The 22,642-nt window shown below is 70.4% G+C and carries 25 protein-coding genes; 9 read left to right on the top strand and 16 right to left on the bottom strand.

What is annotated here, in order from left to right; translation table 11 throughout:
- Positions 1–21: 21 nt before the first annotated feature.
- The 3 genes from QSK39_RS04085 to QSK39_RS04075 form a co-directional block, all read right to left on the bottom strand.
- Positions 22–1,572, bottom strand: a complete 1,551-nt coding sequence (locus tag QSK39_RS04085; RefSeq protein ID WP_285477923.1) for an acetolactate synthase large subunit — start codon at positions 1,570–1,572, stop codon at positions 22–24.
- A 5-nt stretch (positions 1,573–1,577) separates the two neighbouring features.
- On the bottom strand, positions 1,578–2,963 hold the full coding sequence (locus tag QSK39_RS04080) for an FAD-binding oxidoreductase (protein ID WP_285476316.1): 1,386 nt from the start codon (positions 2,961–2,963) through the stop codon (positions 1,578–1,580).
- Between the two features lie 131 nt (positions 2,964–3,094).
- Positions 3,095–3,853: a PE-PPE domain-containing protein gene (locus tag QSK39_RS04075; RefSeq protein WP_285476315.1), complete on the bottom strand. Its 759-nt coding sequence runs from the start codon at positions 3,851–3,853 to the stop codon at positions 3,095–3,097.
- Positions 3,854–4,008: 155 nt separating this feature from the next.
- On the opposite strand from QSK39_RS04075, the gene QSK39_RS04070 reads away from it, so the two are divergent.
- Complete coding sequence (locus QSK39_RS04070; protein ID WP_285476314.1) at positions 4,009–4,830, top strand: aldo/keto reductase; 822 nt, start codon at positions 4,009–4,011, stop codon at positions 4,828–4,830.
- 542 nt (positions 4,831–5,372) lie between these two features.
- Here the strand turns inward: QSK39_RS04070 and QSK39_RS04065 are convergent.
- Both QSK39_RS04065 and QSK39_RS04060 read right to left on the bottom strand, forming a co-directional pair.
- Positions 5,373–5,870: a DUF3830 family protein gene (locus QSK39_RS04065; protein ID WP_285476313.1), complete on the bottom strand. Its 498-nt coding sequence runs from the start codon at positions 5,868–5,870 to the stop codon at positions 5,373–5,375.
- A 2-nt stretch (positions 5,871–5,872) separates the two neighbouring features.
- Positions 5,873–7,129, bottom strand: coding sequence for an aspartate aminotransferase family protein (locus QSK39_RS04060; protein WP_285476312.1), 1,257 nt, complete (start codon positions 7,127–7,129; stop codon positions 5,873–5,875).
- A 92-nt stretch (positions 7,130–7,221) separates the two neighbouring features.
- On the opposite strand from QSK39_RS04060, the gene QSK39_RS04055 reads away from it, so the two are divergent.
- From QSK39_RS04055 to QSK39_RS04045, 3 genes are read left to right on the top strand one after another with little or no spacing between them, the layout of a single operon-like run.
- On the top strand, positions 7,222–8,685 hold the full coding sequence (locus QSK39_RS04055; RefSeq protein WP_285476311.1) for an NAD-dependent succinate-semialdehyde dehydrogenase: 1,464 nt from the start codon (positions 7,222–7,224) through the stop codon (positions 8,683–8,685).
- Positions 8,682–9,740: a tartrate dehydrogenase gene (locus tag QSK39_RS04050; RefSeq protein WP_285476310.1), complete on the top strand. Its 1,059-nt coding sequence runs from the start codon at positions 8,682–8,684 to the stop codon at positions 9,738–9,740. Before QSK39_RS04055 ends, QSK39_RS04050 begins: the two co-directional genes overlap by 4 nt.
- Before the next feature lie 59 nt (positions 9,741–9,799).
- The gene (locus QSK39_RS04045) at positions 9,800–10,264 is read left to right on the top strand and encodes a DUF4262 domain-containing protein (RefSeq protein WP_285476309.1); all 465 of its coding nucleotides are present in this window, start codon (positions 9,800–9,802) and stop codon (positions 10,262–10,264) included.
- A 178-nt stretch (positions 10,265–10,442) separates the two neighbouring features.
- Here the strand turns inward: QSK39_RS04045 and QSK39_RS04040 are convergent, their stop codons facing one another.
- From QSK39_RS04040 to QSK39_RS04030, 3 genes are read right to left on the bottom strand one after another with little or no spacing between them, the layout of a single operon-like run.
- Positions 10,443–11,162: a GntR family transcriptional regulator gene (locus QSK39_RS04040; protein WP_284744289.1), complete on the bottom strand. Its 720-nt coding sequence runs from the start codon at positions 11,160–11,162 to the stop codon at positions 10,443–10,445.
- A 1-nt stretch (position 11,163) separates the two neighbouring features.
- Positions 11,164–11,910, bottom strand: coding sequence for a maleate cis-trans isomerase family protein (locus QSK39_RS04035; protein ID WP_285476308.1), 747 nt, complete (start codon positions 11,908–11,910; stop codon positions 11,164–11,166).
- 60 nt (positions 11,911–11,970) lie between these two features.
- The gene (locus QSK39_RS04030) at positions 11,971–12,711 is read right to left on the bottom strand and encodes a maleate cis-trans isomerase family protein (protein WP_284744287.1); all 741 of its coding nucleotides are present in this window, start codon (positions 12,709–12,711) and stop codon (positions 11,971–11,973) included.
- 104 nt (positions 12,712–12,815) lie between these two features.
- Between QSK39_RS04030 and QSK39_RS04025 the strand changes: the two genes are divergently transcribed.
- The 3 genes from QSK39_RS04025 to QSK39_RS04015 are packed head-to-tail and all read left to right on the top strand — an operon-like array spanning position 12,816 to position 15,509.
- Positions 12,816–13,814, top strand: a complete 999-nt coding sequence (locus QSK39_RS04025) for a D-2-hydroxyacid dehydrogenase (RefSeq protein WP_285476307.1) — start codon at positions 12,816–12,818, stop codon at positions 13,812–13,814.
- Positions 13,811–15,193, top strand: coding sequence for an amidase (locus tag QSK39_RS04020; protein WP_285476306.1), 1,383 nt, complete (start codon positions 13,811–13,813; stop codon positions 15,191–15,193). The genes QSK39_RS04025 and QSK39_RS04020 overlap by 4 nt, the downstream gene beginning before the upstream one ends.
- A 58-nt stretch (positions 15,194–15,251) precedes the next feature.
- Positions 15,252–15,509 (top strand): hypothetical protein, encoded by a 258-nt coding sequence (locus tag QSK39_RS04015; protein ID WP_285476305.1) that lies wholly within the window; start codon positions 15,252–15,254, stop codon positions 15,507–15,509.
- A gap of 9 nt (positions 15,510–15,518) precedes the next feature.
- On the opposite strand, the gene QSK39_RS04010 is transcribed toward QSK39_RS04015, so the two are convergent.
- Entirely contained in the window at positions 15,519–16,196 is a 678-nt protein-coding gene (locus QSK39_RS04010) for an ArsR/SmtB family transcription factor (RefSeq protein ID WP_285476304.1), read from the bottom strand.
- 57 nt (positions 16,197–16,253) lie between these two features.
- Here QSK39_RS04010 and QSK39_RS04005 point away from each other — a divergent pair, with 57 nt between their 5' ends.
- Positions 16,254–16,706 carry a MaoC family dehydratase gene (locus QSK39_RS04005; RefSeq protein WP_285476303.1) on the top strand — a complete coding sequence of 151 codons (453 nt, stop codon included), beginning with the start codon at positions 16,254–16,256 and terminating at the stop codon, positions 16,704–16,706.
- On the opposite strand, the gene QSK39_RS04000 is transcribed toward QSK39_RS04005, so the two are convergent.
- Positions 16,684–17,916, bottom strand: a complete 1,233-nt coding sequence (locus tag QSK39_RS04000; protein WP_285476302.1) for an MFS transporter — start codon at positions 17,914–17,916, stop codon at positions 16,684–16,686. The two genes, QSK39_RS04005 and QSK39_RS04000, sit on opposite strands and share 23 nt — an antisense overlap.
- A 196-nt stretch (positions 17,917–18,112) precedes the next feature.
- Positions 18,113–18,637: an ArsR/SmtB family transcription factor gene (locus QSK39_RS03995; RefSeq protein ID WP_285476301.1), complete on the bottom strand. Its 525-nt coding sequence runs from the start codon at positions 18,635–18,637 to the stop codon at positions 18,113–18,115.
- Positions 18,638–18,739: 102 nt separating this feature from the next.
- Here QSK39_RS03995 and QSK39_RS03990 point away from each other — a divergent pair, with 102 nt between their 5' ends.
- Complete coding sequence (locus tag QSK39_RS03990; RefSeq protein WP_285477922.1) at positions 18,740–19,684, top strand: aldo/keto reductase; 945 nt, start codon at positions 18,740–18,742, stop codon at positions 19,682–19,684.
- On the opposite strand, the gene pqqB is transcribed toward QSK39_RS03990, so the two are convergent.
- From pqqB to pqqA, 5 genes are read right to left on the bottom strand one after another with little or no spacing between them, the layout of a single operon-like run.
- Positions 19,681–20,508, bottom strand: a complete 828-nt coding sequence (pqqB, locus tag QSK39_RS03985; protein ID WP_285476300.1) for a pyrroloquinoline quinone biosynthesis protein PqqB — start codon at positions 20,506–20,508, stop codon at positions 19,681–19,683. The genes QSK39_RS03990 and pqqB overlap by 4 nt on opposite strands.
- Positions 20,505–21,569, bottom strand: a complete 1,065-nt coding sequence (gene pqqE, locus QSK39_RS03980; RefSeq protein WP_285476299.1) for a pyrroloquinoline quinone biosynthesis protein PqqE — start codon at positions 21,567–21,569, stop codon at positions 20,505–20,507. Before pqqE ends, pqqB begins: the two co-directional genes overlap by 4 nt.
- Complete coding sequence (gene pqqD / locus QSK39_RS03975) at positions 21,560–21,826, bottom strand: pyrroloquinoline quinone biosynthesis peptide chaperone PqqD (protein ID WP_285476298.1); 267 nt, start codon at positions 21,824–21,826, stop codon at positions 21,560–21,562. The genes pqqE and pqqD overlap by 10 nt, the downstream gene beginning before the upstream one ends.
- The gene (gene pqqC, locus QSK39_RS03970) at positions 21,823–22,491 is read right to left on the bottom strand and encodes a pyrroloquinoline-quinone synthase PqqC (protein ID WP_285476297.1); all 669 of its coding nucleotides are present in this window, start codon (positions 22,489–22,491) and stop codon (positions 21,823–21,825) included. Before pqqC ends, pqqD begins: the two co-directional genes overlap by 4 nt.
- Before the next feature lie 3 nt (positions 22,492–22,494).
- On the bottom strand, positions 22,495–22,590 hold the full coding sequence (pqqA, locus tag QSK39_RS03965) for a pyrroloquinoline quinone precursor peptide PqqA (protein ID WP_284744275.1): 96 nt from the start codon (positions 22,588–22,590) through the stop codon (positions 22,495–22,497).
- Between the last annotated feature and the right edge of the window lie 52 nt (positions 22,591–22,642).

The raw sequence follows: 22,642 nt of genomic DNA, 5'->3' as shown, positions 1-22,642 counted from the left end.
GTGACGGCGAGGATAGCCGGGTCAGAGCAGCGGCGGCACCACTGCGTCGATGAGGTGCGGACCCGGTTCCGCGAAGGCGCGCTGCAGCTGCTCGGCGAGCTCTTCGGCAGTCGTCGCGCGCGTCGCCGGCACGCCCATGCCCTCCGCGATCTTCACGAAGTCCATGTCCGGCCGCGACAGGTCGAGCAGCTCGTTCGCCTTCGGCCCGCCCTGCGCGCCGACCCGCTGCAACTCCAGCCGCAGGATCGCGTACGCGCGGTTGTTGAGCAGCACCGTCGTGACGTTCAGGTTCTCGCGCGCCTGCGTCCACAGCGCGGAGATCGTGTACAGCGCGCTGCCGTCCGATTGCAGGTTCAGGACGGGACGGTCCCGTCCCGCCACGGCCGCGCCGGTGGCCACCGGCATGCCGTAGCCGATCGCGCCGCCGGTGAGCGTCAGCACGTCGTGCCGCGGAGCGCCGGCCGTCGCCGTCGGGAGCAGCAGGCCGGACGTGTTGGCTTCGTCGGCGATGATCGCGTTCTCCGGCAGCAGCGCGCCGATGACGTCGACCCAGTTCTGCGGGGTCAGCGGCCCGCTCGGGAGCGCGGGCCGGGACGGCTGCTGCAGCACCGGCTCGGTGTCCGCGGCGACGAGGTCCGCGACCTCGTTCAGCGCGCGCGTGACGTCCTGGCCGACCGCCGCAAGCGTGTGCACCTGGGCGCCTTCGGGCACCAGGTCGCTCGCCTTGCCGGGGTAGGCGAAGAACGACACCGGCGCCTTCGTGCCCGCGACGACGAGGTGCTTGACCCCGTCGAGCTGATAGGTCACCTGCTCGGCGAGATAGCCGAGCCGTTCGATCGTCGGCAGGCCCGCACCGCGCTCGAGACGGGACGGGAACGTCTCGACGAAAACCTTCGCGCCGGTCGCGGCGCCGATCCGGCTCGCCGCGCGCAGGCCCTCCTCGCGGCACGCCGCCCCGCCGATGAGCAGCGCCACCGACTCGCCGGTGCCGAACACCGCGGCGACGTCCTTGACGGTGGTCGCGTCGACGGCCTGCGGAACGCGCGGCGGAACCGGCGCGCACGTCTCGCCGCCTTCGCCCCACGAAGCGTCGGCGGGCAGGATCAGCGTCGCGACGCGGCCGGGCGCGTCCTGCGCGGCGGCGACCGCGGCGGCGGCGTCCGCGCCGACATCCTTGGTGTGCTCCGAGCGGCGCACCCAACCTTCCAGCGAGCCCGCGACGGCCTCGATGTCCGACTCCAACGGCGCGTCGTACTGCTTGTGGTAGGTCGCGTGGTCGCCGACGACGTTGACGATCGGCGTGTGCGCGCGCCGCGCGTTGTGCAGGTTCGCCAGGCCGTTGCCCAGGCCGGGGCCGAGGTGCAGCAGCGTCGCGGCGGGCTTGTCCGCGATGCGCGCGTACCCGTCGGCGGCACCGGTGACGACGCCCTCGAACAGCGCGAGCACACCCCGCATCTCCGGGACGGTGTCGAGTGCGGCGACGAAGTGCATCTCCGACGTGCCGGGGTTCGCGAAGCACACCTCGACACCGGCGTCGACCAGCGTGCGGATCAGGGACTGGGCGCCGTTCATCTCGCTCATGCAATTCCTTCGGGGAAGAGAACGCCGGGGTTGAGGATCCCGGCGGGGTCGAAGCTCTGCTTGATCCGGCGCATCAGCTCGATCTTCGCCGGGTCTTCGAGTTCCTGGTGGTAATGCGCTTTGGTGCGGCCGAGGCCGTGCTCGCCGGAGATCGCGCCGCCGAGCTCCATCGCGAAGGCGAAGATGTCGGTGAGCAGCTGCTTCCGCTTGTCCGCGTCCTTGCAGAAGATCGCGAGGTGGACGTTGCCGTCGCCGGCGTGCCCGCAGCCGAGCGCGCCGCCGCCGGCGGCCATGGCCAGCTCGCGAGCCTTGGTGATGAACTGCGGCATCGCGGTGCGCGGCACGACGACGTCGATCACGTCGTCGGCGCCGGCCGCCTTCGCGGTCCAGAAGGCTTTCTCGCGGGCTTCGATCAGCTTGCGCGCGGCGGGTCCTTCGAGGACGTAGACGTCGGTGGCGCCGAGTTCGCCGAGCAGTTCGCCGACGGTCTCGACGTCCTCGTGCAGGCGCCCGTTGTCCCGATTTTCCAGCGCCACGACGAGATAGGCCTCGCTGGTCTCGCGGATCTTGTCCGGGACGCCGAGCTCGAGCTTCTCGTTGTAGACGATCGCGGCCATCGTCATGTTGTCGATGTACTCGAGGATGTGCGGCGCGAGCCCGCTGGAGACGATCGCCGGCACGGCGGCCATCACCTGGCCGAAGTCGCCGAACGGGGCGAGCACGGTGGCGCCGTGGGTGAGCCGCGGGTGCAGTTTGACGGTGATCTCGGTGGCCAGCGCGAGAGTGCCCTCGGAGCCGATGATCAGCTGCGTGAGGTCGTAGCCGGTGGAGATCTTCGACGTCTTGCCGCCGGTCCGGAGGATCTCGCCGGTCGGCAGGACGGCCTGAAGGCCGAGGACGTTGTTGCGGGTGACGCCGTACTTGACGGCGCGCATGCCGCCGGCGTTCGTCCCGACGTTCCCGCCGACGCTCGCGCTCAGCTCACCGGGGTAGACGGTGTAGCTGAGCCCGGCTTCGGCGGTCTTGACGTCGAGCTCGGCGAGCGTGACGCCCGGCTGCACGACGGCGACGTGGTTCCCGGTGTCGACTTCCAGGACCGCGTTCATCCGCTCGAAGGAGATCAGCAGCCCGTCTTCGCGCGGTCGCGCGGCGCCGGAGAGTCCGCTTCCGGAGCCTCGCGCGGTCACGGGCACGTTGTGTTCTGTCGCGGCCTTCAGCAGCTCCGCGACTTCTTCCGCGGTTGCCGGCTTCGCGACGTACGCAGGCTTCTGCGGCTCCGCGGTCAACGCTTCGTCGTGCGCGTAGTCCTCGGAGATCGCCTCGCCGGTCAGCAGGTTCTTGTCTCCGACGATCTCGGCCAGCCGTGCTGCCACGTCGCCCATCGACAGTCTCTCCTCCGCGCCGTTGCTGTGGTTACCGCAGCGTAGTACGTACCGCCGGTACGCCGCTATGAAGGATTTTCACATTAGCGCGAGGGAGGTGGGGCGGGCGCCGGAGCGCCCGCCCCGGAGTGTCAGCCGATCGGCCACGGCGGCCGGCAGTCCTGCCGCGGCAGTTCGATCGACGAGTTCGTGTACACGCCGTCGGCCAGGGTGTTGTCCATGATCGGGCGTTCGACGTAGCACCAGTGCTGGGCGAAGTAGCCGCCCGGCGCCTCGAGGGTGTCGAAGTGGCACACCCCGTCGGTCTGGATGCAGTAGCGGATGTACGGGATGCCGCCGAAGTCCGTTCGGCCCGGGCCGAACGAGACGTACCCGCCGAACGGCGACGGCGCGCCCGCACCCGCCGGGATCACCGCGCTGATCCCGCGTCCCGGCGGCCCGACCGGCTGCATCGGGTCCGCGTACAGCTTCGCGTTGAAGTGGCTCTTGTCGACGTTGACCACGCCGTCCGCGATGTCGTTCAGCAGGAAGTTCGCGACGATCGCGCCCTGCGAGTACCCGACGACGGTGAACTCGCCGCCCGGGTCCTCGTTGAAAGCGTCCTGGGCGACGCGCTTCGCCTCCTCACGGCCGATGGCGACGCTCTGGTCCATCGGCGTCGCGCCGCACGGTCCAGGGAGTCCGGACGCGCCGGCCGGGTAGTTCACGACTTTGCGGATCCCGCCGCGCAGCCACGCTTCTTGGTACTGGTCGGCGTTCCCGTTGCAGGTGCCGCCGATCAGGATGTAGTAGTGCGCGCCTTCGGCGTGCGCGGCCGGTGTGGTGACGAATCCGGTGACGAGCGCCGCCACCGCCGCGCCGATCAGCGAAAGCCGTTTCAGATTTTTCACTTCGCAGTCCCCTCCGTCAGTTGATCACTGCGCCGGGGACGTTAGGGAGGGGCGATGAAATCCGGATGAAACCGGTGATCAGGCGATTACCGAGCAGGATTTAGTTCAGGCTAAATCTCTGGTGGGTGACTCGGCGCCGGGCGAAGCTTCCCGACATGACATCGACGTACACCTTCGAAGACGGCGTTTCCGTGCGGCGGCTCGGTTTCGGCGCGATGCGGCTCACCGAGTGGGACCACGTCCCCGACGGCGCTGCCGCGGTCGCACGCCGCGCGGCCGAGCTCGGCGTGACGTTCTTCGACACGGCCGACGCCTATGACCTGGGGTTGAACGAGGAACTGCTCGCCGACGCGCTGCACCCGTACGACGGGTTGTTCATCGCGACGAAGTGTGGCCACGCGCGTCCGAGCCGGGGCGAGTGGGTGCCGCTCGGCCGGCCCGAATACCTGCGGCAGCAGGCGGAACTCTCGTTGCGGCGCCTGCGTGTCGAACGTCTCGACCTGCTGCAGCTGCACCGGCTCGACCCGCAGGTGCCGCTCGCCGACCAGATCGGCGCGCTCGCGCGGCTGCGGCACGAGGGCAAGATCGCGCGGATCGGGTTGTCCGAGGTCAGCGTCGCGCAGCTGGCCGAAGCGCGGGCCATCGCGCCGATCGCGAGCGTCCAGAATCGGTACAACCTGACCGACCGCGTGTCGGACGACGTCCTCGGCTACTGCGAGCGCGAGGGGATCGCGTTCGTGCCCTGGCTGCCGATCGCACGCGGTGACCACGCGACGGCCGGCGGAGTGCTCGGAAAGGTCGCGGCCGGGCTCGGCGCGACACCCGCCCAGGTGTCCCTCGCCTGGTTGCTGCGCCGGTCGCCGGTGGTGATCCCGATTCCCGGCACGTCGTCGATCCCGCATCTCGAAGAAAACTGCGGTGCGGCCGGAATCACGATTTCCGACGACGATTTCGCGCGGCTGGGCGAACTGGGGTGAAACGGCCTGGCCGCGGTTTCCCGCGGCCAGGCTCTAGTGTTCCGCCTGGATCAGACGAGCCAGCCGAGAACGTGCGCCAGGTGCGCCAGCGCGCCGGTGAGGATGTCGTGGCAGTAGTGGGCGTGCTGGGCGAACATCTGCATGGAATGACTCCTTGATGAATAACTCATTGACTTCCCTGGAGGGCTCCCTGGTGGGGAGCGAAAGCAGGTTTTCACCGAGCCGGCGAACTGTCAAAAAGTCATTTCCAGGAGACCCTGGCGCCGCGGAATCTTCCCATGCTAAACACGTAATCCCTTCGTGTTTGACGCCGGGGTGCCCGTTTCGAAGGTCAGCCACTGTGGGTAACGGTCGTCCGAAATCTCACTGTCGGTAATTCCGACCTTGATCCGGCATCCTGGGTAGCTGACTAGCTCGATCTAGTGATCACCGGCCACGAAAAGTGATCTCGCGATGATCACCCTTTCGAGTGGCCAGGCGCAGCAAAAAGGGGACGCCGGGTGCGGTCATCACACCCGGCGTCCCCTTGCCGGACAAGGGATTCAGACTCGCGCGAACGAGAGCGTCTCGCCCTCGACACCCCGCAGCCAGAGGTCCTGCGCGGCCGCCGCCATCTCGGCCAGGCCCTCCTCGATCGTGGCGAACACGTTGCCGGGCACCCAGCCCGCGTCGCCGTTGATCAGCAGGTTGTTGCGCCCGTAGAAGATCGCGAGGTCGGTCGCGCCCTGATCGCTGTGCGCCTCGCTGCCGTCGTCGTAGCCGTACGCCGGGTTGCCGATCTCCCAGGCTTCGAACCCGAAGTACACGACGTCGCCGGGGATCGGCGTGATCGTCGGGTTCTCCCGCCCGGGCTTCGGCTCCGCGAAGGGCGGCACGAGCGTGTAGACCTCGTTGCGTGCGTACTTCGCGTGGTAGGCCGAACCGCTCTGCGGCAACGCGTCCCACACCGCCTTGCACGTCCGCGGTGCCTCGTCGTCGAGCAGCCGGGCCCGGCAGGACACCCCGCGCTTGTCGAGGGTGATCGTGATGTACCGGGCCATGCTCAGCTCCCCGTGACGGACGCGACGACCTCGCCCCAGATGCGCAGCGCGTCGTCGACCTGCTCGGCGTTGACGATCAGCGGCGGCACCATGCGGACGACGTTCATGTACGGCCCGCACGTGAGCAGCAGCAGTCCGCTCTTCGACGCGGTCTGCTGCGCGGCCGCCGCGGTGGCGGCGTCGGGCTCGCCGTCGGCGGTGGTGAACTCCGAGCCGACCAAAAGCCCGAGCCCGCGCACCTCGCCGATCGCCGGCGTCTTGTCCGCGATCACCCGTGCGCCTTCGAGCAGCTGACGCCCGCGCTCGGCGGCGTTCTCCACCAGGTTCTCGTGCTGGATGACCTCGAGCGTCGCGATCGCCGCGGCGCACGAGACGGCGTTGCCGCCGTACGTGCCCCCCTGCGAACCCGGGAACGCCTTCGCCATCAGCTCCTGCGAAGCCGCGATGCCCGACAGCGGGAAGCCGCTGGCCAGGCCCTTCGCGATGAGCACGATGTCGGGGGAGATGTCGAAGTGGTCGTGCCCCCAGAACTTGCCGGTGCGGCCGAAGCCGGTCTGGATCTCGTCGAGGACGAGCAGGATGCCGTGCCGGTCCGCGCGCTCGCGCAGGCCCGCCATGAACTCCGTGTTCGCCGGGACGTAGCCGCCTTCGCCGAGCACGGGCTCCACGAAGATCGCGGCGGTCTCGTTCGGCGCGCTGACCGTCTGGAACAGGTAGTCCAGCTCCCGCAGCGCGAACTTCGTCGCGGTCTGCTCGTCCCAGCCGTAGTGGTAGGCGTAGGGGAACGGCGCGACGTGCACGCCGGACATGAGGGGACCGATGCCGGCGCTGAACCGCGTCCCGGACGTCGTCATGCTCGCCGCGGCGACGGTCCGGCCGTGGAAGCCGCCCTGCATGACGATGACGTTCGGGCGCTTCGTCGCCTGCCGCGCGAGCCGCAACGCCGCTTCGACGGCTTCGCTGCCCGAGTTCGCGTAGAAGAGCGAGTCGAGCCCGCTGGGCAGGACGTCGCCGAGGCGCTTGGTCAGCTCGAGCAGGGGCCGGTGCATCACCGTCGTGTACTGCCCGTGGACGAGCTTGCCGATCTGCTCCTGCGCCGCGCGCACGACGTGCGGATGGCAGTGCCCGGTGCTCGTGACGCCGATGCCGGCGGTGAAGTCGAGGTGGCGTTTGCCGTCGACGTCGTAGAGGTAAACCCCTTCACCGTGGTCGACCACGACGGGCGTTGCCTGCTTGAGCAGCGGAGATAGCTGGGCCATGGCAGCGTGCTCCTTGGTCGGTTGAGCGGGTTGTCGATTGTTGACAATATCCATAGCATGGCCCTCGGGACAACACGTGAGGAGCAGTCGGGATGAGCGCGAGCACCGAGTCCGGCGTCGTCGACGCGGTCGGCAAGGAACTGTTCATCGGCGGCAAGTGGGTCGCCGCCGAGTCGGGGAAGACGTTCCCGGTGGTCGACCCGGCCACCGGCAAGGAGCTGTGCCAGGTCGCCGACGCCTCGCCGGCGGACGGCGTCACGGCGCTGGACGCTGCCGTCGCGGCGCAATCGGACTTCGCGAAGATGGCGCCGAGGGAACGCGGGGAGATCCTGCGTCGCGGGTACGAGCTGCTGATGAAGCGCCAGGACGAGCTCGCCCTGCTCATGACCCTGGAGATGGGCAAGCCGCTCGCCGAGTCGAAGGGCGAGATCGCGTACGCCGCGGAGTTCTTCCGCTGGTTCGCCGAGGAGGCCGTCCGGATCGACGGCGGCTTCGCGACCGCCCCGAACGGCACGGGCCGGTTCCTCATCACGAAGCAGCCGGTCGGGCCGACGATCCTGATCACGCCGTGGAACTTCCCGATGGCGATGGGCACCCGCAAGATCGGCCCGGCGGTCGCCGCCGGCTGCACGATGGTGATCAAACCCGCCGCGCAGACGCCGCTCTCGATGCTCGCGCTGGCCGGCATCCTCGCCGAGGCGGGGCTGCCTGAGGGAGTGCTCAACGTTCTGACGACCAGCGACTCCGGCGGCGTGATGGAGCCGCTGATCCGCGATGGCCGCGCCCGCAAACTGTCCTTCACCGGCTCGACCGGCGTCGGCCGCAAGCTCCTGGAGCAGTGCGCCGACAAGGTGCTGCGGACGTCGATGGAGCTGGGCGGCAACGCACCGTTCCTGGTCTTCGACGACGCCGACATGGACGCGGCGATCGACGGGGCGATGCAGGCGAAGATGCGCAACATCGGCGAGGCGTGCACCGCGGCCAACCGCTTCTACGTGCAGCGCGGCGTCGTCGAGGAGTTCTCGCGGCGGCTGACCGAGCGGATGCAGGCGCTGCCGATGGGCCGCGGCACCGAGAAGGACGTCGTGGTCGGCCCGCTCATCGACGACAAGGCCGTCGACAAGGTGACGGAGCTGGTCAAGGACGCCACCGACCGCGGCGCGAAGGTGCTCACCGGCGGCTCCGGGGTCGACGGCCCGGGCCACTTCTACCAGGCCACCGTGCTCACCGACGTCCCGCAGGAGGCGCGGCTGACGCACGAGGAGATCTTCGGGCCGGTCGCCCCGATCACGCCGTTCGACACCGAGGACGAGGCGGTGGCCAAGGCGAACGACACGGAGTTCGGCCTGGTTTCCTACGTCTACACCAGCGACCTCAAGCGTGCGCTGCGTGTGTCGGAAGCCCTCGAAGCCGGGATGATCGGCCTCAACCAGGGCATCGTGTCGAACCCGGCGGCGCCGTTCGGCGGGATCAAGCAGTCCGGGCTCGGCCGCGAGGGTGGCACGGTCGGCATCGACGAGTTCCTCGAGACCAAGTACATCGCGGTGGCCCTGTGACGGCCTACCGCATCGCGAGCATCCCCGGCGACGGGATCGGCGTGGACGTCACGGTCGAGGCCCGCAAGGTCCTCGACCGGGCGTCCGCACTCTTCGACTTCTCCCTGGAGTGGACGGAGTTCGACTGGAGCTGCGAGCGGTACACGCAGGCCGGGTCGATGATGCCGGACGACGGCGTCGCGCAGCTCTCGGCGTTCGACGGCATCCTGCTCGGCGCGGTCGGCTTTCCCGGCATCCCGGACCACGTTTCGCTGTGGGGCCTGCTGATCCCGCTGCGGCGCGCGTTCCAGCAGTACGTCAACCTGCGCCCGGTGCGGCTCCTGCCGGGCACGACTTCCGTTCTGGCCGGGCGGAAGGCCGAGGAGCTGGAGCTGGTCATCGTCCGGGAGAACTCCGAAGGGGAGTACTCCGCGATCGGCGGCCGACACAACGCCGGGCGGCCGGACGAGTTCGTGCTGCAGGAGTCGGTCTTCACGCGCGTCGGCGTTTCGCGAATCATCCGGTACGCCTTCGAACTGGCGCGGACGCGGTCTTCGCGTGTCTGCTCGGCGACGAAGTCCAACGGGCTCATCCACTCGATGCCCTTCTGGGACGAGATCTTCGCCGAGGTCGCGGCCGAGTACCCCGATGTCCACAGTGAACAGATGCACGTGGATGCGTTGGCGGCACGCATGGTCCAGGCGCCCGACCGGCTCGACGTCATCGTGGGGTCGAACCTCTTCGGCGACATCCTGAGCGACCTCGCGGCCGCGATCACCGGCGGGCTCGGCATGGCACCGTCCGGCAACATCAACCCATCGGGTGAATATCCGTCGATGTTCGAGGCGGTCCACGGGAGCGCTCCGGACATCGCCGGACAGGGCATCGCGAACCCCGTGGCGCAGATCCTGGCGGCCGCGATGCTGGTCGAACACCTGGGTGAAACCGTTGCCGCGCAAGCGATCCGCACCGCAGTCGACCGGGTGCTCGACGAGGGCCGGGTGCGCACCCCGGACCTCGGCGGCACGGATACCACAGAACGACTCGGCACGGCGGTGGCCGAAGCGCTGGGCTGAGTTTTTGTCGGTGCCCTCCGGCACGGTGGTCGCAATCCACTGAGGGGGAGGAGCCACCGATGTGCTTCGAATGTGAGAACCCGGACAGATCCGGTTACCTGGAACGGCTTCGCGACGGCGTGGCCGGCCGGGGCTGGCTCGTGCAAGGAGTCGAGGGCAGCGGGGCGTACCCGCCGTGGGCCTACACGATAGGCCTGAGCGGGTACGGCCTGCCCGAGCTCGTCGTGACGGGCATGCCGCTGCCGGAGGCTGCCGAGCTGCTGAACGACTTGGCCGCGCACTCGCTGCACGCGTCGCCACCCACGCCGGGTGAGCGCGTCCTGCTGCGGGGCGGCCCGGTGATCGAGGCGGTCCGGCTGGCGGAGCCGTCGGTGCACCTGGTGTTCGCGGAAGCGTTGTACGGCCCGGAAATCCGCGCGCTGCAACTGGTCCACGCGGACTCGCAGGGCCGTTTCCCGTGGTCGCCCGACTACCGCGACGGCCGTGGCGGCCAGCCGGTGCTGGGGGTGCGTGATGGCGCTTAGCTGCGGGTGTTCGCCGCCGTCCAACTGCTTCCCCGTACCCGTGCGGGCCGTCCACGTACGCCTGCCGGATCCTTCGGAACCCGAGCCGGTCGTTCGGATGCGCGTGCCGCGGCAACGGGTGCACGCCCCCGTTTTCCGATCGCGCGCGGCTTTCAGGACGCGGCTGCCGGACCTTCGCTCACGCGTTGCCCGGCACCGGCGGGGCGTGCCCCTCGATGAGGCTCGTCCCCGGCGCGAGGCGCTGGACGGCGTCCTCCATGTGGGAGTCGAGCAGCGCAAGCGCCGTTTCCTCGTCGCCGTCGCGAAGGGCCTGGATGAGTTTCGTGTGCTCCTCGACGCGTTCCTCGACCCGCTGATAAGTGCTCTGCAGGGCGGTCAGGCACATCCGCGTCTCGATGAGGAGGGTCCGGGCCATCCGGACGAGCCGCTTGCTGCCGGAGGCGTTGATGAGGGCCTCGTGGAACCTGAGGTCCGCGGTGGAAAGCGCGCTCGGGTCGTCTTCGCTCGCAGCCGTCGCCATCTCCGCGACGGTCCGTTCGAGCACGTCGGCGATCCGGTCGCGTTCCCCGCCGCGCACGGCGCGGATCATCGCGGCGCGTTCGATCGCCGATCGAGCTGCATAGATGTCGTAGACGTCGCCGGGCTCGAGGTCGATCACGAAGAGCCCGCGGTGCCGTTCGCTGCGGAGGAGCCCTTCCGACACGAGATGCTGCATGGCCTCCCGGAGTGGCCCCCGTGACACCTGGAAGCGGGAGGCCAGCTCCGTCTCGCCGAGCTGGGTGCCCGGCGGGAGGGCGCCGGTCATGATCGCGTCGCGCAGCTGACGCGCGATCACCGCGGCCGTCGACTCGCGGCTGACCGGTTCGATCTCGGGCAGCATGCCCGGTGGCAAGGCCATGTCAGGCGCTCCCGTCCGGCAGCTGCCGGAACAACGCGCCGAGGGAGCGGACGAGCCGGTGCCGCCCGGTCAGGCGCAGGCCCTCCCAGACGGTCACCTGGTTGGCGGTCAGCACCGGCTTCTTCAGGGCGGCTTCGACGATGTTGATCTCCTGGAGCGTCCGCATCGCAGTGTCCGGCACCAGCACCGCGTCGGCGTCCGGGTGGTCGTGGCGCACGGCGAGTTCGACGACGGCTTCCGACGTCATCGCGCCGACCTCGGCGGCCGTGATGATGTCGGCGCTGGCCATCGCGACGACCTCGATGCCGCCGGCCTTGAGGAAGTCCACGAACAGCCGGGCGATGTCGTCCGGGTAGCTGGCGGCGACGGCGACCCGCTTGACGTCCAGAGCACGCGCGGCGTGCACGAACGCGAAGGAGGTGCTGGAGGCCGGGACCCCGGCGACGGCGGCGAGGCGGTCGGCCTGCTCGCGGGCGCCGTCCCAGCCGTAGACGAAGCTGCCGCTGGTGCAGGCCCAGATGACCGCGTCCGGCTCGTGCTTCCGGAGCAGGGTGGCGCCGTCGGCGAGGCGGGTCTCGCTGCCGAGGTCCAGCAGTTCGGCGACCGCGTGCTTGTCGGTGCCGTAGATGTGCTCGACCGCGAGGCGGATGTCGCCCTCGTCGGCGGCCGCGCCGCCGAGCAGCTGCTCGGCCAGCGGGTAGTCGTCTTCGGCCGCGTGGTCGGGGTAGATGAAGCCGATGGTGGTCACGAAACCTCCGGAGGGACGCAAATTGTCGACAATCCTAGAGGGGCGGTCAAGGAATACCTTTCACGACACGTCACGAAGCCACTTACCCGGTCCGACGATGGGCAGGTTCATCCGGCGCAGGCACGCCCACATGGTCAGCTGGTTGGCCGTGAGCACCGGCTTGCCGAGCGCGGCTTCCAGGGGCTCGATCAGGTCGTAGGTGGGAAGGTTGGTGCAGCTGACGAAGATCGCTTCGGCTTCCCCGTGGTCGGCGGCGAGGATGCGTTCGGCGATGGTCCGGTAACTGACCTTCCAGATGCCGCCGCCCAGCCCGAGGTGGTCGCTGGCGACGGTCTCGACGTTCAGCTCGCCGAGGAAGTCGTGCAGGGCGCGGGTGAGGTCGGCGTCGTACGGCGTCAGCACCGAGACGCGGTGCAGGTCGAGCTGGTGCAGCACTTCGGCCAGCGCGCCCGAGGTGGTGACGGCGTCCGGGGCGCCGGCGTCGCAGATCGCCTTGGTCAGGGAGCGTTCGTAGTCGACGCCGTTGACGAAGCTGCCCGACGTGCAGAGGTAAGCGACGACCTCGGGCTCGACGTGCAGCACGTCGCGGGTCGCGCTGGCCAGGTGGTGGCTGTCGCTGACGAGGCGGGCCATCTCCATGCTGACCGGCACCGGCTCGTACGGCGTCCGGGCGAGGTGCAGGGACACCTCCATCGGCACCCACCGCCAGAGCTCGCGCTCCAGCGCCAGGTCGAACGGCGCGATGACGCCGATGCCGCGTTGCGCCAGCGGGCCTTCGAACGCCAGGAAGTCGAAATCCAAGGCTCAGCCTCCGGAATACGTCTGAACTTGATGACACGTCCGGTGCTCCGGGGGTCGTTCCTCGGATTGTTGACAATCATACGAGCGACTTTTACCGTGTCAACGTGATCGCCTCGGAAAACCGGGAAACTCCCGTCCTGTCCGTGCTCTGCGGCGAGCACCGTCCACCGGACATGCGTGCTGTCGAATCCGGGGCGGTCGTGCGTTACACGGACGCGGCGGGTCTGTCCGAAGCTCTGTCCGGAGCCGACGCGCTCTTCGTCTACGACTTCCTCTCCACGGCCGTGCCGGGCGCCTGGCACGCCGCCGATCGGCTGCGCTGGCTGCACATCGCGAGCGCGGGTGTCGACCCGGTGCTGTTCCCCGGGCTGGTGGAGAGCGACGTCGTCCTGACCAACTCGCGGGGTGTCTTCGACGACGCCATCGCGGAGTACGTGCTCGGCGTCGTCCTCGCCTTCGCGAAGGACTTCGCGCGGTCGCACGACCTGCAGCGCGAAGGCCGCTGGCTGCACCGCGAGAGCGAGCGGATCGCCGGGCGCGAGGTGGTGGTCGTCGGCACCGGGCCGATCGGCCGGGCCATCGCGCGGCTGCTGCGCGCGGCCGGGATGCGGGTGAGCGGTGCCGGCCGCCGGGAGCGCACCGGCGACCCGGACTTCGGCGTCGTGCACGAGTCCTCGCAGCTCGACGCGTTCCTGCCGCACGCCGACTACGTCGTCGCCGTTGCGCCGCTGACCGAGCACACCAAGGGCATGTTCGACGCGCGGGCGTTCGCCGCGATGAAGCCGTCGGCGCGGTTCGTCAACGTCGGCCGGGGTGAGCTGGTGGTCACCTCCGACCTGGTCGCCGCGCTGGACGGCAAAACCATCGCCGGCGCCGCGCTCGACGTGTTCGACACCGAGCCGCTGCCGTCCGACAGCCCGCTCTGGACCATGCCGGACGTGCTGATCTCGCCGCACATGTCGGGGGACTTCATCGGCTGGCGGAACACGCTCGTCGAGGTGTTCACCGAGAACTTCCGCCGCTGGCTGGCTGGGGAGCCGCTGCGCAATGTCGTCGACAAGACGCTCGGCTACGTGCCGTCGGGGAACCAGGGAGCCGGATGAACGACAGGATGCTGACCGCCAGCGAGCTCGTCGCCGCCTACGCGACCGGTGAGCTCTCACCGATCGAGGCGACGCAGAACGCGCTGCAGGCCATCGAGGACCGCGACGGCGAGTGCAACGCGTACTGCCTCGTCGACGCCGATCGGGCGCTGGAACAGGCCAAGGCGTCCGAGGTCCGCTGGCGGGACGGCAACCCGATCGGCTGGCTCGACGGTGTGCCGTCCTCGATCAAGGACATGTTCCTGACCCAGGGCTGGCCGACCGTCCGGGGCTCGAAGAGCATCGACCCGGACCAGCCGTGGGACGTCGACAGCCCGGTCGCCGCGCGGATGCGCGAGGCCGGCCTGGTCGTGCTGGGCAAGACCACCACGCCCGAGATCGCGTGGAAGGGCGTCACCGACAGCCCGCTGCGGGGCATCACGCGCAACCCGGCGGACCCGTCGAAGACGGCGGGCGGGTCGAGCGGCGGGAGTGCCGCGGCGGTTGCGGGGGGGATGGGCGAACTGTCCGTCGGCACCGACGGCGGCGGCTCGGTGCGGATCCCGGCGTCGTTCTGCGGGATCGTCGGGCTCAAGCCGACCCACGGCCGGATCCCGCTCTACCCGGCGAGCCCGTTCGGCCCGCTGTCGCACGCCGGTCCGATGGCGCGGTCGGTGGACGACACCGCGCTGCTGCTGGACGTCCTGTCCACGCCCGATTACCGCGACCCGGCCGCGCTCGCGCCGCCGGTGGCGTCGTTCCGCGAGGCTGTCCGCCGGGACGTCCGCGGCCTGATCGCGGCGTTCTCGCCGACGCTCGGGTACGTCGATGTCGACCCGGAGATCGCCGCGATCGTCGCGGCGGCGGTGCGCGCGCTCGGTGACGCGGGGCTGCACATCGAGGAGACCGATCCGGGGTTCGCCGATCCCAAGCCGGCGTTCGACATCCTGTGGTCGTCCGGGGCGGCGAAGCTGCTCGACTCGTTCCCGCCGGGTTCCGCGGACCGCACCGACCCGGGCCTGCGCAAGGTCTGGGAGCTGGGCAAGACGTGGTCCGCGAGTGACTACCTCGACGCGACCGCCGAGCGCGCGGCGCTCGGCATCCTCATGGGCGAGTTCCACACGCGCTACGACGTGCTGATCACCCCGACCGTCCCGATTGCCGCGTTCGAGGCCGGGCACGACGTGCCGCCGGGCAGCGGGCTGAGCGAGTGGCCGGAGTGGACGCCGTTCACCTACCCGTTCAACATGACCCAGCAGCCGGCGATCAGCGTGCCGGCCGGCCACACGTCGGCGGGGTTGCCGGTGGGCCTGCAGATCGTCGGGCCGCGGCACTCGGACGACCTCGTGCTGGCGGTGGCGAAGCTCCTGGAGGAAGTGCGGCCCTGGGCGACGGCCTGACCACACGTGAGGGTGAAACCCGGGCCGGGGCGGGGAAAGCTGTGCCACTGTCGGCCGGGTGAACGCTGAAGGCTGGCGGTACGAGCGCGCCATTCCGACCGTGGACGTCGCAGGACAGTCGACCCGGGTGGTGGTGGGCCTGATCGAGCAGGGTGACCGCTTGACCGCGGCGCTCCGGGTCGACGACGGCAAGGCCGCTCTGGTCCCCTTGGAAATAGGTGGCGAGCTGCTGAAGGCGTTGAGGGAGACACTGGAGAGCTGGTGGCGCATCGACGGCCACCGCGACCTGACCCCGGAACCACACGCGGGCCGCTGACACGCGCGATCAGTCGACTCCACATTCGCCGAGCCTTCGCCGTCCTGCTTCCGTCACCCGCAACGCGCGTCCGCCCGGGCGGCGGCGTACCCATCCCTCGTCGAGCAATGCCGTCAGCAACGCGGTCCCCAGGGCTCCCGCGAGATGAGCGGTGCCGTGCGACCAGTCGAGGCACGCGCGCACCGCCGGTCCGGTCCCGCGCAGCTCGGTGATCCCGAGCGCCGCCAGCAGCGGATGGTCGAAGGTGCGCACCGCGCCGGTCGCGCCGGGGGCCAGCTCGTCGACCACCCCGTGTTTCCGCAGCAGCACGGCCAGGTCGATCCTCAGCTGTCCGGCCAGGTGCCCGTAACACGCCCGAGCCAGCAGCAAGGGCCCCGACGGCGGATCGGGCTGGAGTCGTGCGGGCAGCCGAGGCGGCGCGAGCGCCGCCAGTGCCTCCACCAGCTGGGCCACCTCCGGTCCCGCGAGGCGGTGCAGCCGTTGGCGGCCGGCGTCGGTCACGACCACCAAGCCCGCGTCGCACAGGCGGCGCAGGTGAGTGCTCGCCGTGGAGGGCGCGACCCCGGCGACCGTTGCCAAGGCCCGGGCGGAGTGCGCGTCGCCGTCCATCAGCTGCAGGAGCATCGCTGCTCGGGCCGGTTCGCCGATCGCCTGCGCGACCGCGGCGATGTCGGGCTCGGCGACCATGCCGGCAGGCTAACCGTTCGCTCCGGATCGAAGCATTTCTGTGGCACCCTGCGCCCCATGACCAGTGATCGCTACTTCGAGGACTACGTGCGGGGCACGACCCACGATTGCGGCAGCGTCGAGGTGACCGAGGCCGACATCCTCGACTTCGCTCGCCGCTATGACCCGCAGAGCTTTCACGTCGACGCCGTCGCCGCGGCGGACGGGCCCTTCGGCGGGCTGATCGCCAGCGGCTGGCACACCGCGAGCCTGATGATGCGGCTCTACGCCGACCCCTACCTGTCCACTGTGTCCAGTCTGGGCAGTCCGGGCGTCGATGAGCTGCGGTGGCCGCGGCCGGTGCGGCCGGGCTCGGTGCTGCGGCTGCGAGCCACTGTCACCGAGGCCCGGCTCTCGCGCTCGAAGCCGGACCGGGGGCTGGTGCGCACGCAGGTCGAGTTCGTCGACGCCGAAGACGACGTCGTCTTCAGCGCGAGCCTGCTGAACCTCATCCTGGTGCGCCCGGGCTGACCGGTGCGTGGCGGACCAGCCCGCGCACCTGCGGGTTGAGCAGCACGACCGCCGTCGCGCCGACGATCAGGGCCGCGCCGCCGAAGAGCGTCGCCGAACGGCCGGCGTGCTCGGCCAGCGGACCGGCCGCGATCTGGCCGAGCGGCATCGCGATGAACGAGCCGAGCATGTCGTAGGAGTAGACGCGGGCGAGCTTCTCGGGCGGCACGTTCTCCTGCAGCGAGACGTCCCACGCGACCCCGAACTGCTCGATCGCGACGCCCGCGAGGAACATCGCGAGCAGCAGCGGCAGCAGGTACGGCGTCTGCCCGAGCGCGAGCATCGGCAGCGCGTCGACCACGACCAGCGCGACGCCGACCAGCAGCATCCGCCGGGGCTGCCACCGCGCGGCGACGAAGCCGCCGAGCAGCGCCCCGGCGGTTTGCACCGCCAGTGCAAGACCCCAGCCGGTGCGGCCGAACGTGTCGTCGGCGACCAGCGGGCCGATCACCCGGAGCGCGCCCGCGTTCACCGCGTTGACGATCATGAACTGCAGTACCACCATCCACACCCACGAGCGGGTGCGGAACTCCCGCCAGCCTTCCGCGAGCTCGCTGAGGGGGCGGCTGCCGGGGATCCGCTCGCCGCGCGGGAGACGGATCCGGCGGTAGGAGAGCGCGGCGGCGAGGAACAGGACGGCGTTTCCGGCGAGCGCCCACCCGGAGCCGGCGAACGCGACGAGGATCCCGGCGAGCCCGGCGCCGGCGATGCGGCCGGCGTTGGAGAGCAGCCGGGCCAGCGCGTTCGCCTGGGCGAGCAGCGGCGAGGACACGGTCAACGGCGTGAGCGACGCGGCCGCGGGCAGCGAGATGGCCGAGACGGCGCCGTTGACCAGGCTGAGCCCGACCAGCAACGGGATGGAGGCGAACCCGCAGAGGACGCTCGCGGCGATGGCGGCCTGCGTGAGCGCGGCAGCAGTCTCGGTGCCCTGCAGGATCACCGACCGCGGCAGCCGGTCGGCGAGCATCCCGCCGAACAGGATGAGCAGCACGTTGGCGATCGACCGCGCCCCGACGACGATCCCGAGATCCACGGCCGACCCGGTCAAGTCGACGACGGCGAAGGCCAGCGCGAAGGGCGCGACGGCGTTGGCGAAGTCGGCGAAGGTCCGCCCGGTGACGAGGGCGCGGAAGCGAGGTTCGCGCAGCGGGGCGAGGAGTGGGGAGGTCATGGGAGCGGCTCCGGAGGGACGGTGCGGGAGAGCGAGCGGCCGCGATGGCGGCGGTGGGACGCGGATCGGCGGCTGGGCTCGCGCGGTGACGAGAGTTGGCGGGTCGCGGCGACGGCGGCGCTGAGTTCGCCCTTTGGCAACGTTGGCGCGGCGGCGGAACCGGACTTGCGCGGCAACCCGTCTCCCGCTGGCACACTCACCGAGCTTCCTCAGTACCCGCGTCCGCGAGTTCGAACAGCGCCACACTCGCGCTGACCCGGACTGTCCCCGGGGATCGCGGGGGTTGGGCCGCCGCGTGGAGGTCCTGGCTCAGCTCTGATGCCCGCTCCAGGAGGCGGGCCCAGATCGAGGGGGCCACCCACAGCTCCGCGTCCGTCAGCGACGCTCGCCGGCCGGGGGCCCGGGAACCTGCCCGCCGCAGCAGCTCGCCCGCGACTGCCTTCGTCAGCAGTTGCTCCTCCGCCGGGTTGCGCGTCGTCAAGCGGCGGCCCGACTCCGGGTCGTGGCGGTAGCGCTTTGCGCGGCCGCCGCGGATGGTGACTTCCTCCGCGACGTCCAGGAGGCCTGCTTCGTGCAGGCGGCGCAGGTGGTAGCTGGTGTTCGCCTGCGTTTCGCCCAGCTCGCGCGCCGCCTCGGCCGCGCTCATCGCCGTTCCCGTCAGGAGCGACAGGATCCGCATGCGCAGCGGGTGCGCCAGTACGCGCAGGTTGTCGTGGGGCATGACGCCAGTCTGGCACAACCGTCAAAGAGTTATTTGGGGGTCTCGTTGGCCGGGAAGATCGCCCCAGTGATCCGACGTCTGTGCTGTGCTGGACGCATGCGTATGACGATCTTAGGCCGCAGCGGCCTGGAAGTGTCGAAGATCGCCTTCGGCACCTGGCAGCTCGGCGGCGACTGGGGCACCTTCGACGAGGACACCGCGATCGCGGCCATCCACCGCGCCCGCGACCTCGGCGTGAACTTCTTCGACACCGCGCAGGCGTACGGTCGCGGCCGCTCCGAAGTGCTGCTCGGCCGCGCACTGCGCACGCAATCGGACATCGTCGTCGCGACCAAGGGCGGCATCAACCCGCGCGCCGAACGGCCGCGCGACTCCCGCCGCGCGTGGCTGACCCAGGGCCTCGACCAGAGCCTGCGCAACCTGCGCCGCGACCACATCGACCTCTACCAGGTGCACTGGCCCGACCCGGACACTCCGGCCGCGGACGTCGCCGGGCTGCTGCGGGAGTTCGTCGACGCCGGCAAGGTCCGGCACGTCGGCGTCTCGAACTACAACGCCGGACAGCTGGCGGACCTCGGCGTGGCGGAGACACTGCAGCCGCCCTACCACCTGTTCCGCCGCGGCATCGAGACCGACCCGCTGCCCTACGCTCGCGCGCGCGACCTCGGCGTCTTCGTCTACAGCCCGCTCGGCAGCGGCCTGCTCACCGGCGCGCTCACCCCGGACACGACGTTCGAACCCACCGACTGGCGCTCGAAGTCGAGCGCCTTCCAGGGTGACAACCTGCGCCGCAACCTCAAGATTGTCGACGAGCTCCAGGCGTTCGCCGCCCGGCGCGGTCTCCAGGTCGGGCAACTCGCCATCGCCTGGACGCTCGCGCGGCCCGGGGTGCACGCCGCCATCGTCGGCGCGCGGCAGCCGAAGCACATCGAGGCGAGCGTTGCCGCCGCGGACGTCGAGCTGACGTCGGATGACTTGGCCGAAATCGACCGCATCACCGCCGACGCCGTCCAGGTGGCCGGCGCTGCTCCGGAGGGGATCGCCTAGAGCGAAAACTCGGTGCCGTCCGCCGGGAGCAGCGCGCCGGCGGACAGCACGGCCGCGTGCTCGGGCGACGCCGGGGCCAGCACCGGGTTCGTGTTGTTGAGGTGCGTGAACGCCCAGAGCCCTGGCCGCCCGGCGATCCGGGCCAGGCTCGCGGTGATCGGCAGGTGCCCCATCGCGAGCTGGTCCGGCCCGCCGACGCCGGCCATCTCGTCCGGTGCGTGGAACGTTCCGTCCAGCAGCACCAGCGAAGCACCCTCGACAAAGGAATCGAACTCGTCGGGCCAGCTCTTCAGGCACGGCGCGTACACCAGCACGCCGCCGGTCCGCAGATCCGTGACGCGGTAGGCGACGACCCACGGGCCCTCCCCACCGGGCGGGGCGTACTTCGGTTTCTTGTCGCTCACCGGCAGCACATCGACCCGCAGTCCGGGCAGGTCCACGAGGGACGTCCAGCCGCCGTAGCCGTCGACGATCGCGCGCAACGGCGAGAGCGCGTCCAGCACGGCGTCCGGCGCGAACACCGGGAGCCCGCGAGTCTCGCGCAGCATCAGCAGGCCCAGCGTGTGGTCGAGTTCGGCGTCGGTCAGCAGCACTCCGCGCAAGGGGATCTCGCGCGGGCCCGGCCCCGCGCGCAACGGCGGAGTGGCGAGGATCTGGGCCCGGATGTCCGGGGAACAGTTCAGCAGGTACCAGCCGGCGCCGTCCGCGCTGATCGCGACGCAGTCCTGGGTGCGCGGGGGCAGCCCGGCCGTGCACAGGCGGCACGCGCAGTTCCACTGCGGACACCCGCCGCCCGCCGCGGTGCCGAGCAGGATCACCTTCACCGGCGCATCACCAGGTCCGTCTCCGGAGGCCGGGCCAAGACGAGATCCACGACCTCGTGCTGCGGCGATCGCGAACACACGGGGTCGGTCGCCGCGGCATCGCCGGTGAGCAGGAACGCCTGGCAGCGGCAGCCGCCGAAGTCGACGCCGCGACGGTCGCACGTGCGGCACGGCTCGCTCATCCAGTCCTCTCCGCGATAGGCGTTGAACGACGAGGAGTCGTACCAGATCTCGGCGAGCGGGGTGTCGCGGACGTTGGACAGCGAGAGCGTCGAAATCGCCGACGCCGCCGGGCACGGCAGCACGGTGCCGTCCGGCGCCACCGTCAGCTGTCGCGCGCCCCAGCCGTACATGCACGGCTTCGGATACGGCTCGTAGTAGTCGGCGACGACGTAGACGATCTCCATCGTGCCGCGCAGTCGCGAGACGGCCGCGCGCACCACCGGCTCGGCCGCCGCGAGTTGCGCCGGAGTCGGCATCAACGCCTCACGGTTGCGCAGCGCCCAGCCGTAGTACTGCGTGTTCGCCAGCTCCAAGCGGTCCGCGCCCATCCGCTCGGCCAGCTCGATGATCCCGGCCAGCTGGTCGTGGTTGCGCCGGTGCAGCACCACGTTCAGCGACAACGGCAGCCCGGACGCCTTCACCAGCTCCGCCGCGGCGAGCTTGTGGTCGAACGCCCGCGCGCCGGCCAGCAGGTCCGAACGTTCCCGCGTCGCGCCCTGCGCCGACAGCTGGACATGCGCGAGTCCGTGCGACACCAGTTCGTCGAGCCGCGCGGACGTCAAGCCGAGCCCGGACGTGACGAGGTTGACGTAGCACCCGAGCGAACTCGCGTGCGCGACCAACGCCGGCAGGTCGGGCCGGGCCAGCGGTTCGCCGCCGGACATGTGCACCTGCAGCACACCCAGCTCACGCGCTTGCGAGAACACGGAGATCCAGTCCTCCGTGGACAGTTCGGCCTCGCGGGAGATCAGCGAAACCGGGTTCGAGCAATAAGGACAGTGCAGCGGGCAGCGGTGGGTCAGCTCGGCCAGCAGCCCGAGCGGCGGGGTCACGTCCATGCGACGACCCGCCGTTCGCCCAGCCGGGCCAGCACGTCGAGGACGTCCTGCTCCCGGACACCGCTGAAGCGCTTGCCCAGCACCGCGGTGATGGCGGTGACGGTTCGCGCGCCGTCGCAGAGTTCGAGCACCGCGGCCGCGGTGGCGTTGGGGACGAGCACGCCTTCGGGGAACAGCAGGACGTGCGTCTCCCGGACGTGGTCGAACGACAGCCGCACGCCGCGGCGCAGCTCGGGAACGGAGCCGGCGGCGATCATGCGCGCTCGATCGCGTCGAGCATCGACCACAGGACGTCGCACTTGAACGACAGCGCGGCGATCGCGCGGTCCTGCTGCTCGCGCGTGACGCAGTGGCGGACCACGATGTCGAGCGTGTCCTTGCCCTCGCCGGAGACCTTGTCGATGCGGTTGGTGAAGTAGTCGAGGTCCGCCCGCGCGATCCACGGGTAGTGCGCGAGCATGTCGGCGACGCGCTGCTGCATCAGGTGCCCGGCGAACATCTCGGTGAGCCCGGAAGCGACGGCCTCCCACCACGGCTTCGTCCGCGCGAAAGTCACGTAGGCGTCGACGGCGAACCGGACGCCGGGAGCGACGTGCCGTTCGTCGAGAACTTCGTCGCGCTCCAGGCCGACCGCCTCGCACAGGCGCAGCCACCGCTCGAGCCCACCGCCGTCGTGGTAGACGATCCGGTCGAGCCACTGGCGCCGGATCTCCGGCAGCGGGCAGTTGCTGATGATCGCCGCGTCCTTCTGCGGCAGCTGACACTGGTAGTACCAGCGGTTGGCCGCCCAGATCCGCAGCCCGTGCTCGTCGAGCTCGCCCGCGTGCAGCCGGCGGTGGAACGGGTGCGTGCCCCAGTAGCGGTCCGAAAGACCGCGCAGGGCCCCGATGAATGCGCTTTCCGCGAGCGGCTCGACGGGCATCGGTCAGTCCGCCATGCGGGCCGCGTAGGCGGTCACCTCCATGGGAGTTTCGTACTCGACGAAGTCGGGGGTCGTCCACACCTCAAGGGATTCGGTCATTTCCTGCTCCTCTCCCGGGACTGGTCGTCGCCACCGTAGGAGCGAGACGAGC

The sequence above is a fragment of the Amycolatopsis sp. NBRC 101858 genome (assembly GCF_030269325.1).
Taxonomy (GTDB): domain Bacteria; phylum Actinomycetota; class Actinomycetes; order Mycobacteriales; family Pseudonocardiaceae; genus Amycolatopsis; species Amycolatopsis ponsaeliensis.
This window is presented reverse-complemented; position numbering and strand designations above follow the sequence as displayed.

What these genes read in the sequence shown, in the direction of transcription:
- QSK39_RS04085 (WP_285477923.1), bottom strand. Translation starts at nt 1,572, where the DNA reads ATGAACGGCGCCCAGTCCCTGATCCGCACGCTGGTCGACGCCGGTGTC.
- QSK39_RS04080 (WP_285476316.1), bottom strand. Translation starts at nt 2,963, where the DNA reads ATGGGCGACGTGGCAGCACGGCTGGCCGAGATCGTCGGAGACAAGAAC.
- QSK39_RS04070 (WP_285476314.1), top strand. Translation starts at nt 4,009, where the DNA reads ATGACATCGACGTACACCTTCGAAGACGGCGTTTCCGTGCGGCGGCTC.
- QSK39_RS04065 (WP_285476313.1), bottom strand. Translation starts at nt 5,870, where the DNA reads ATGGCCCGGTACATCACGATCACCCTCGACAAGCGCGGGGTGTCCTGC.
- QSK39_RS04060 (WP_285476312.1), bottom strand. Translation starts at nt 7,129, where the DNA reads ATGGCCCAGCTATCTCCGCTGCTCAAGCAGGCAACGCCCGTCGTGGTC.
- QSK39_RS04055 (WP_285476311.1), top strand. Translation starts at nt 7,222, where the DNA reads ATGAGCGCGAGCACCGAGTCCGGCGTCGTCGACGCGGTCGGCAAGGAA.
- QSK39_RS04045 (WP_285476309.1), top strand. Translation starts at nt 9,800, where the DNA reads ATGTGCTTCGAATGTGAGAACCCGGACAGATCCGGTTACCTGGAACGG.
- QSK39_RS04040 (WP_284744289.1), bottom strand. Translation starts at nt 11,162, where the DNA reads ATGGCCTTGCCACCGGGCATGCTGCCCGAGATCGAACCGGTCAGCCGC.
- QSK39_RS04020 (WP_285476306.1), top strand. Translation starts at nt 13,811, where the DNA reads ATGAACGACAGGATGCTGACCGCCAGCGAGCTCGTCGCCGCCTACGCG.
- QSK39_RS04010 (WP_285476304.1), bottom strand. Translation starts at nt 16,196, where the DNA reads ATGGTCGCCGAGCCCGACATCGCCGCGGTCGCGCAGGCGATCGGCGAA.
- QSK39_RS04005 (WP_285476303.1), top strand. Translation starts at nt 16,254, where the DNA reads ATGACCAGTGATCGCTACTTCGAGGACTACGTGCGGGGCACGACCCAC.
- QSK39_RS04000 (WP_285476302.1), bottom strand. Translation starts at nt 17,916, where the DNA reads ATGACCTCCCCACTCCTCGCCCCGCTGCGCGAACCTCGCTTCCGCGCC.
- QSK39_RS03995 (WP_285476301.1), bottom strand. Translation starts at nt 18,637, where the DNA reads ATGCCCCACGACAACCTGCGCGTACTGGCGCACCCGCTGCGCATGCGG.
- QSK39_RS03990 (WP_285477922.1), top strand. Translation starts at nt 18,740, where the DNA reads ATGACGATCTTAGGCCGCAGCGGCCTGGAAGTGTCGAAGATCGCCTTC.
- pqqE (WP_285476299.1), bottom strand. Translation starts at nt 21,569, where the DNA reads ATGGACGTGACCCCGCCGCTCGGGCTGCTGGCCGAGCTGACCCACCGC.
- pqqD (WP_285476298.1), bottom strand. Translation starts at nt 21,826, where the DNA reads ATGATCGCCGCCGGCTCCGTTCCCGAGCTGCGCCGCGGCGTGCGGCTG.
- pqqC (WP_285476297.1), bottom strand. Translation starts at nt 22,491, where the DNA reads ATGCCCGTCGAGCCGCTCGCGGAAAGCGCATTCATCGGGGCCCTGCGC.
- pqqA (WP_284744275.1), bottom strand. Translation starts at nt 22,590, where the DNA reads ATGACCGAATCCCTTGAGGTGTGGACGACCCCCGACTTCGTCGAGTAC.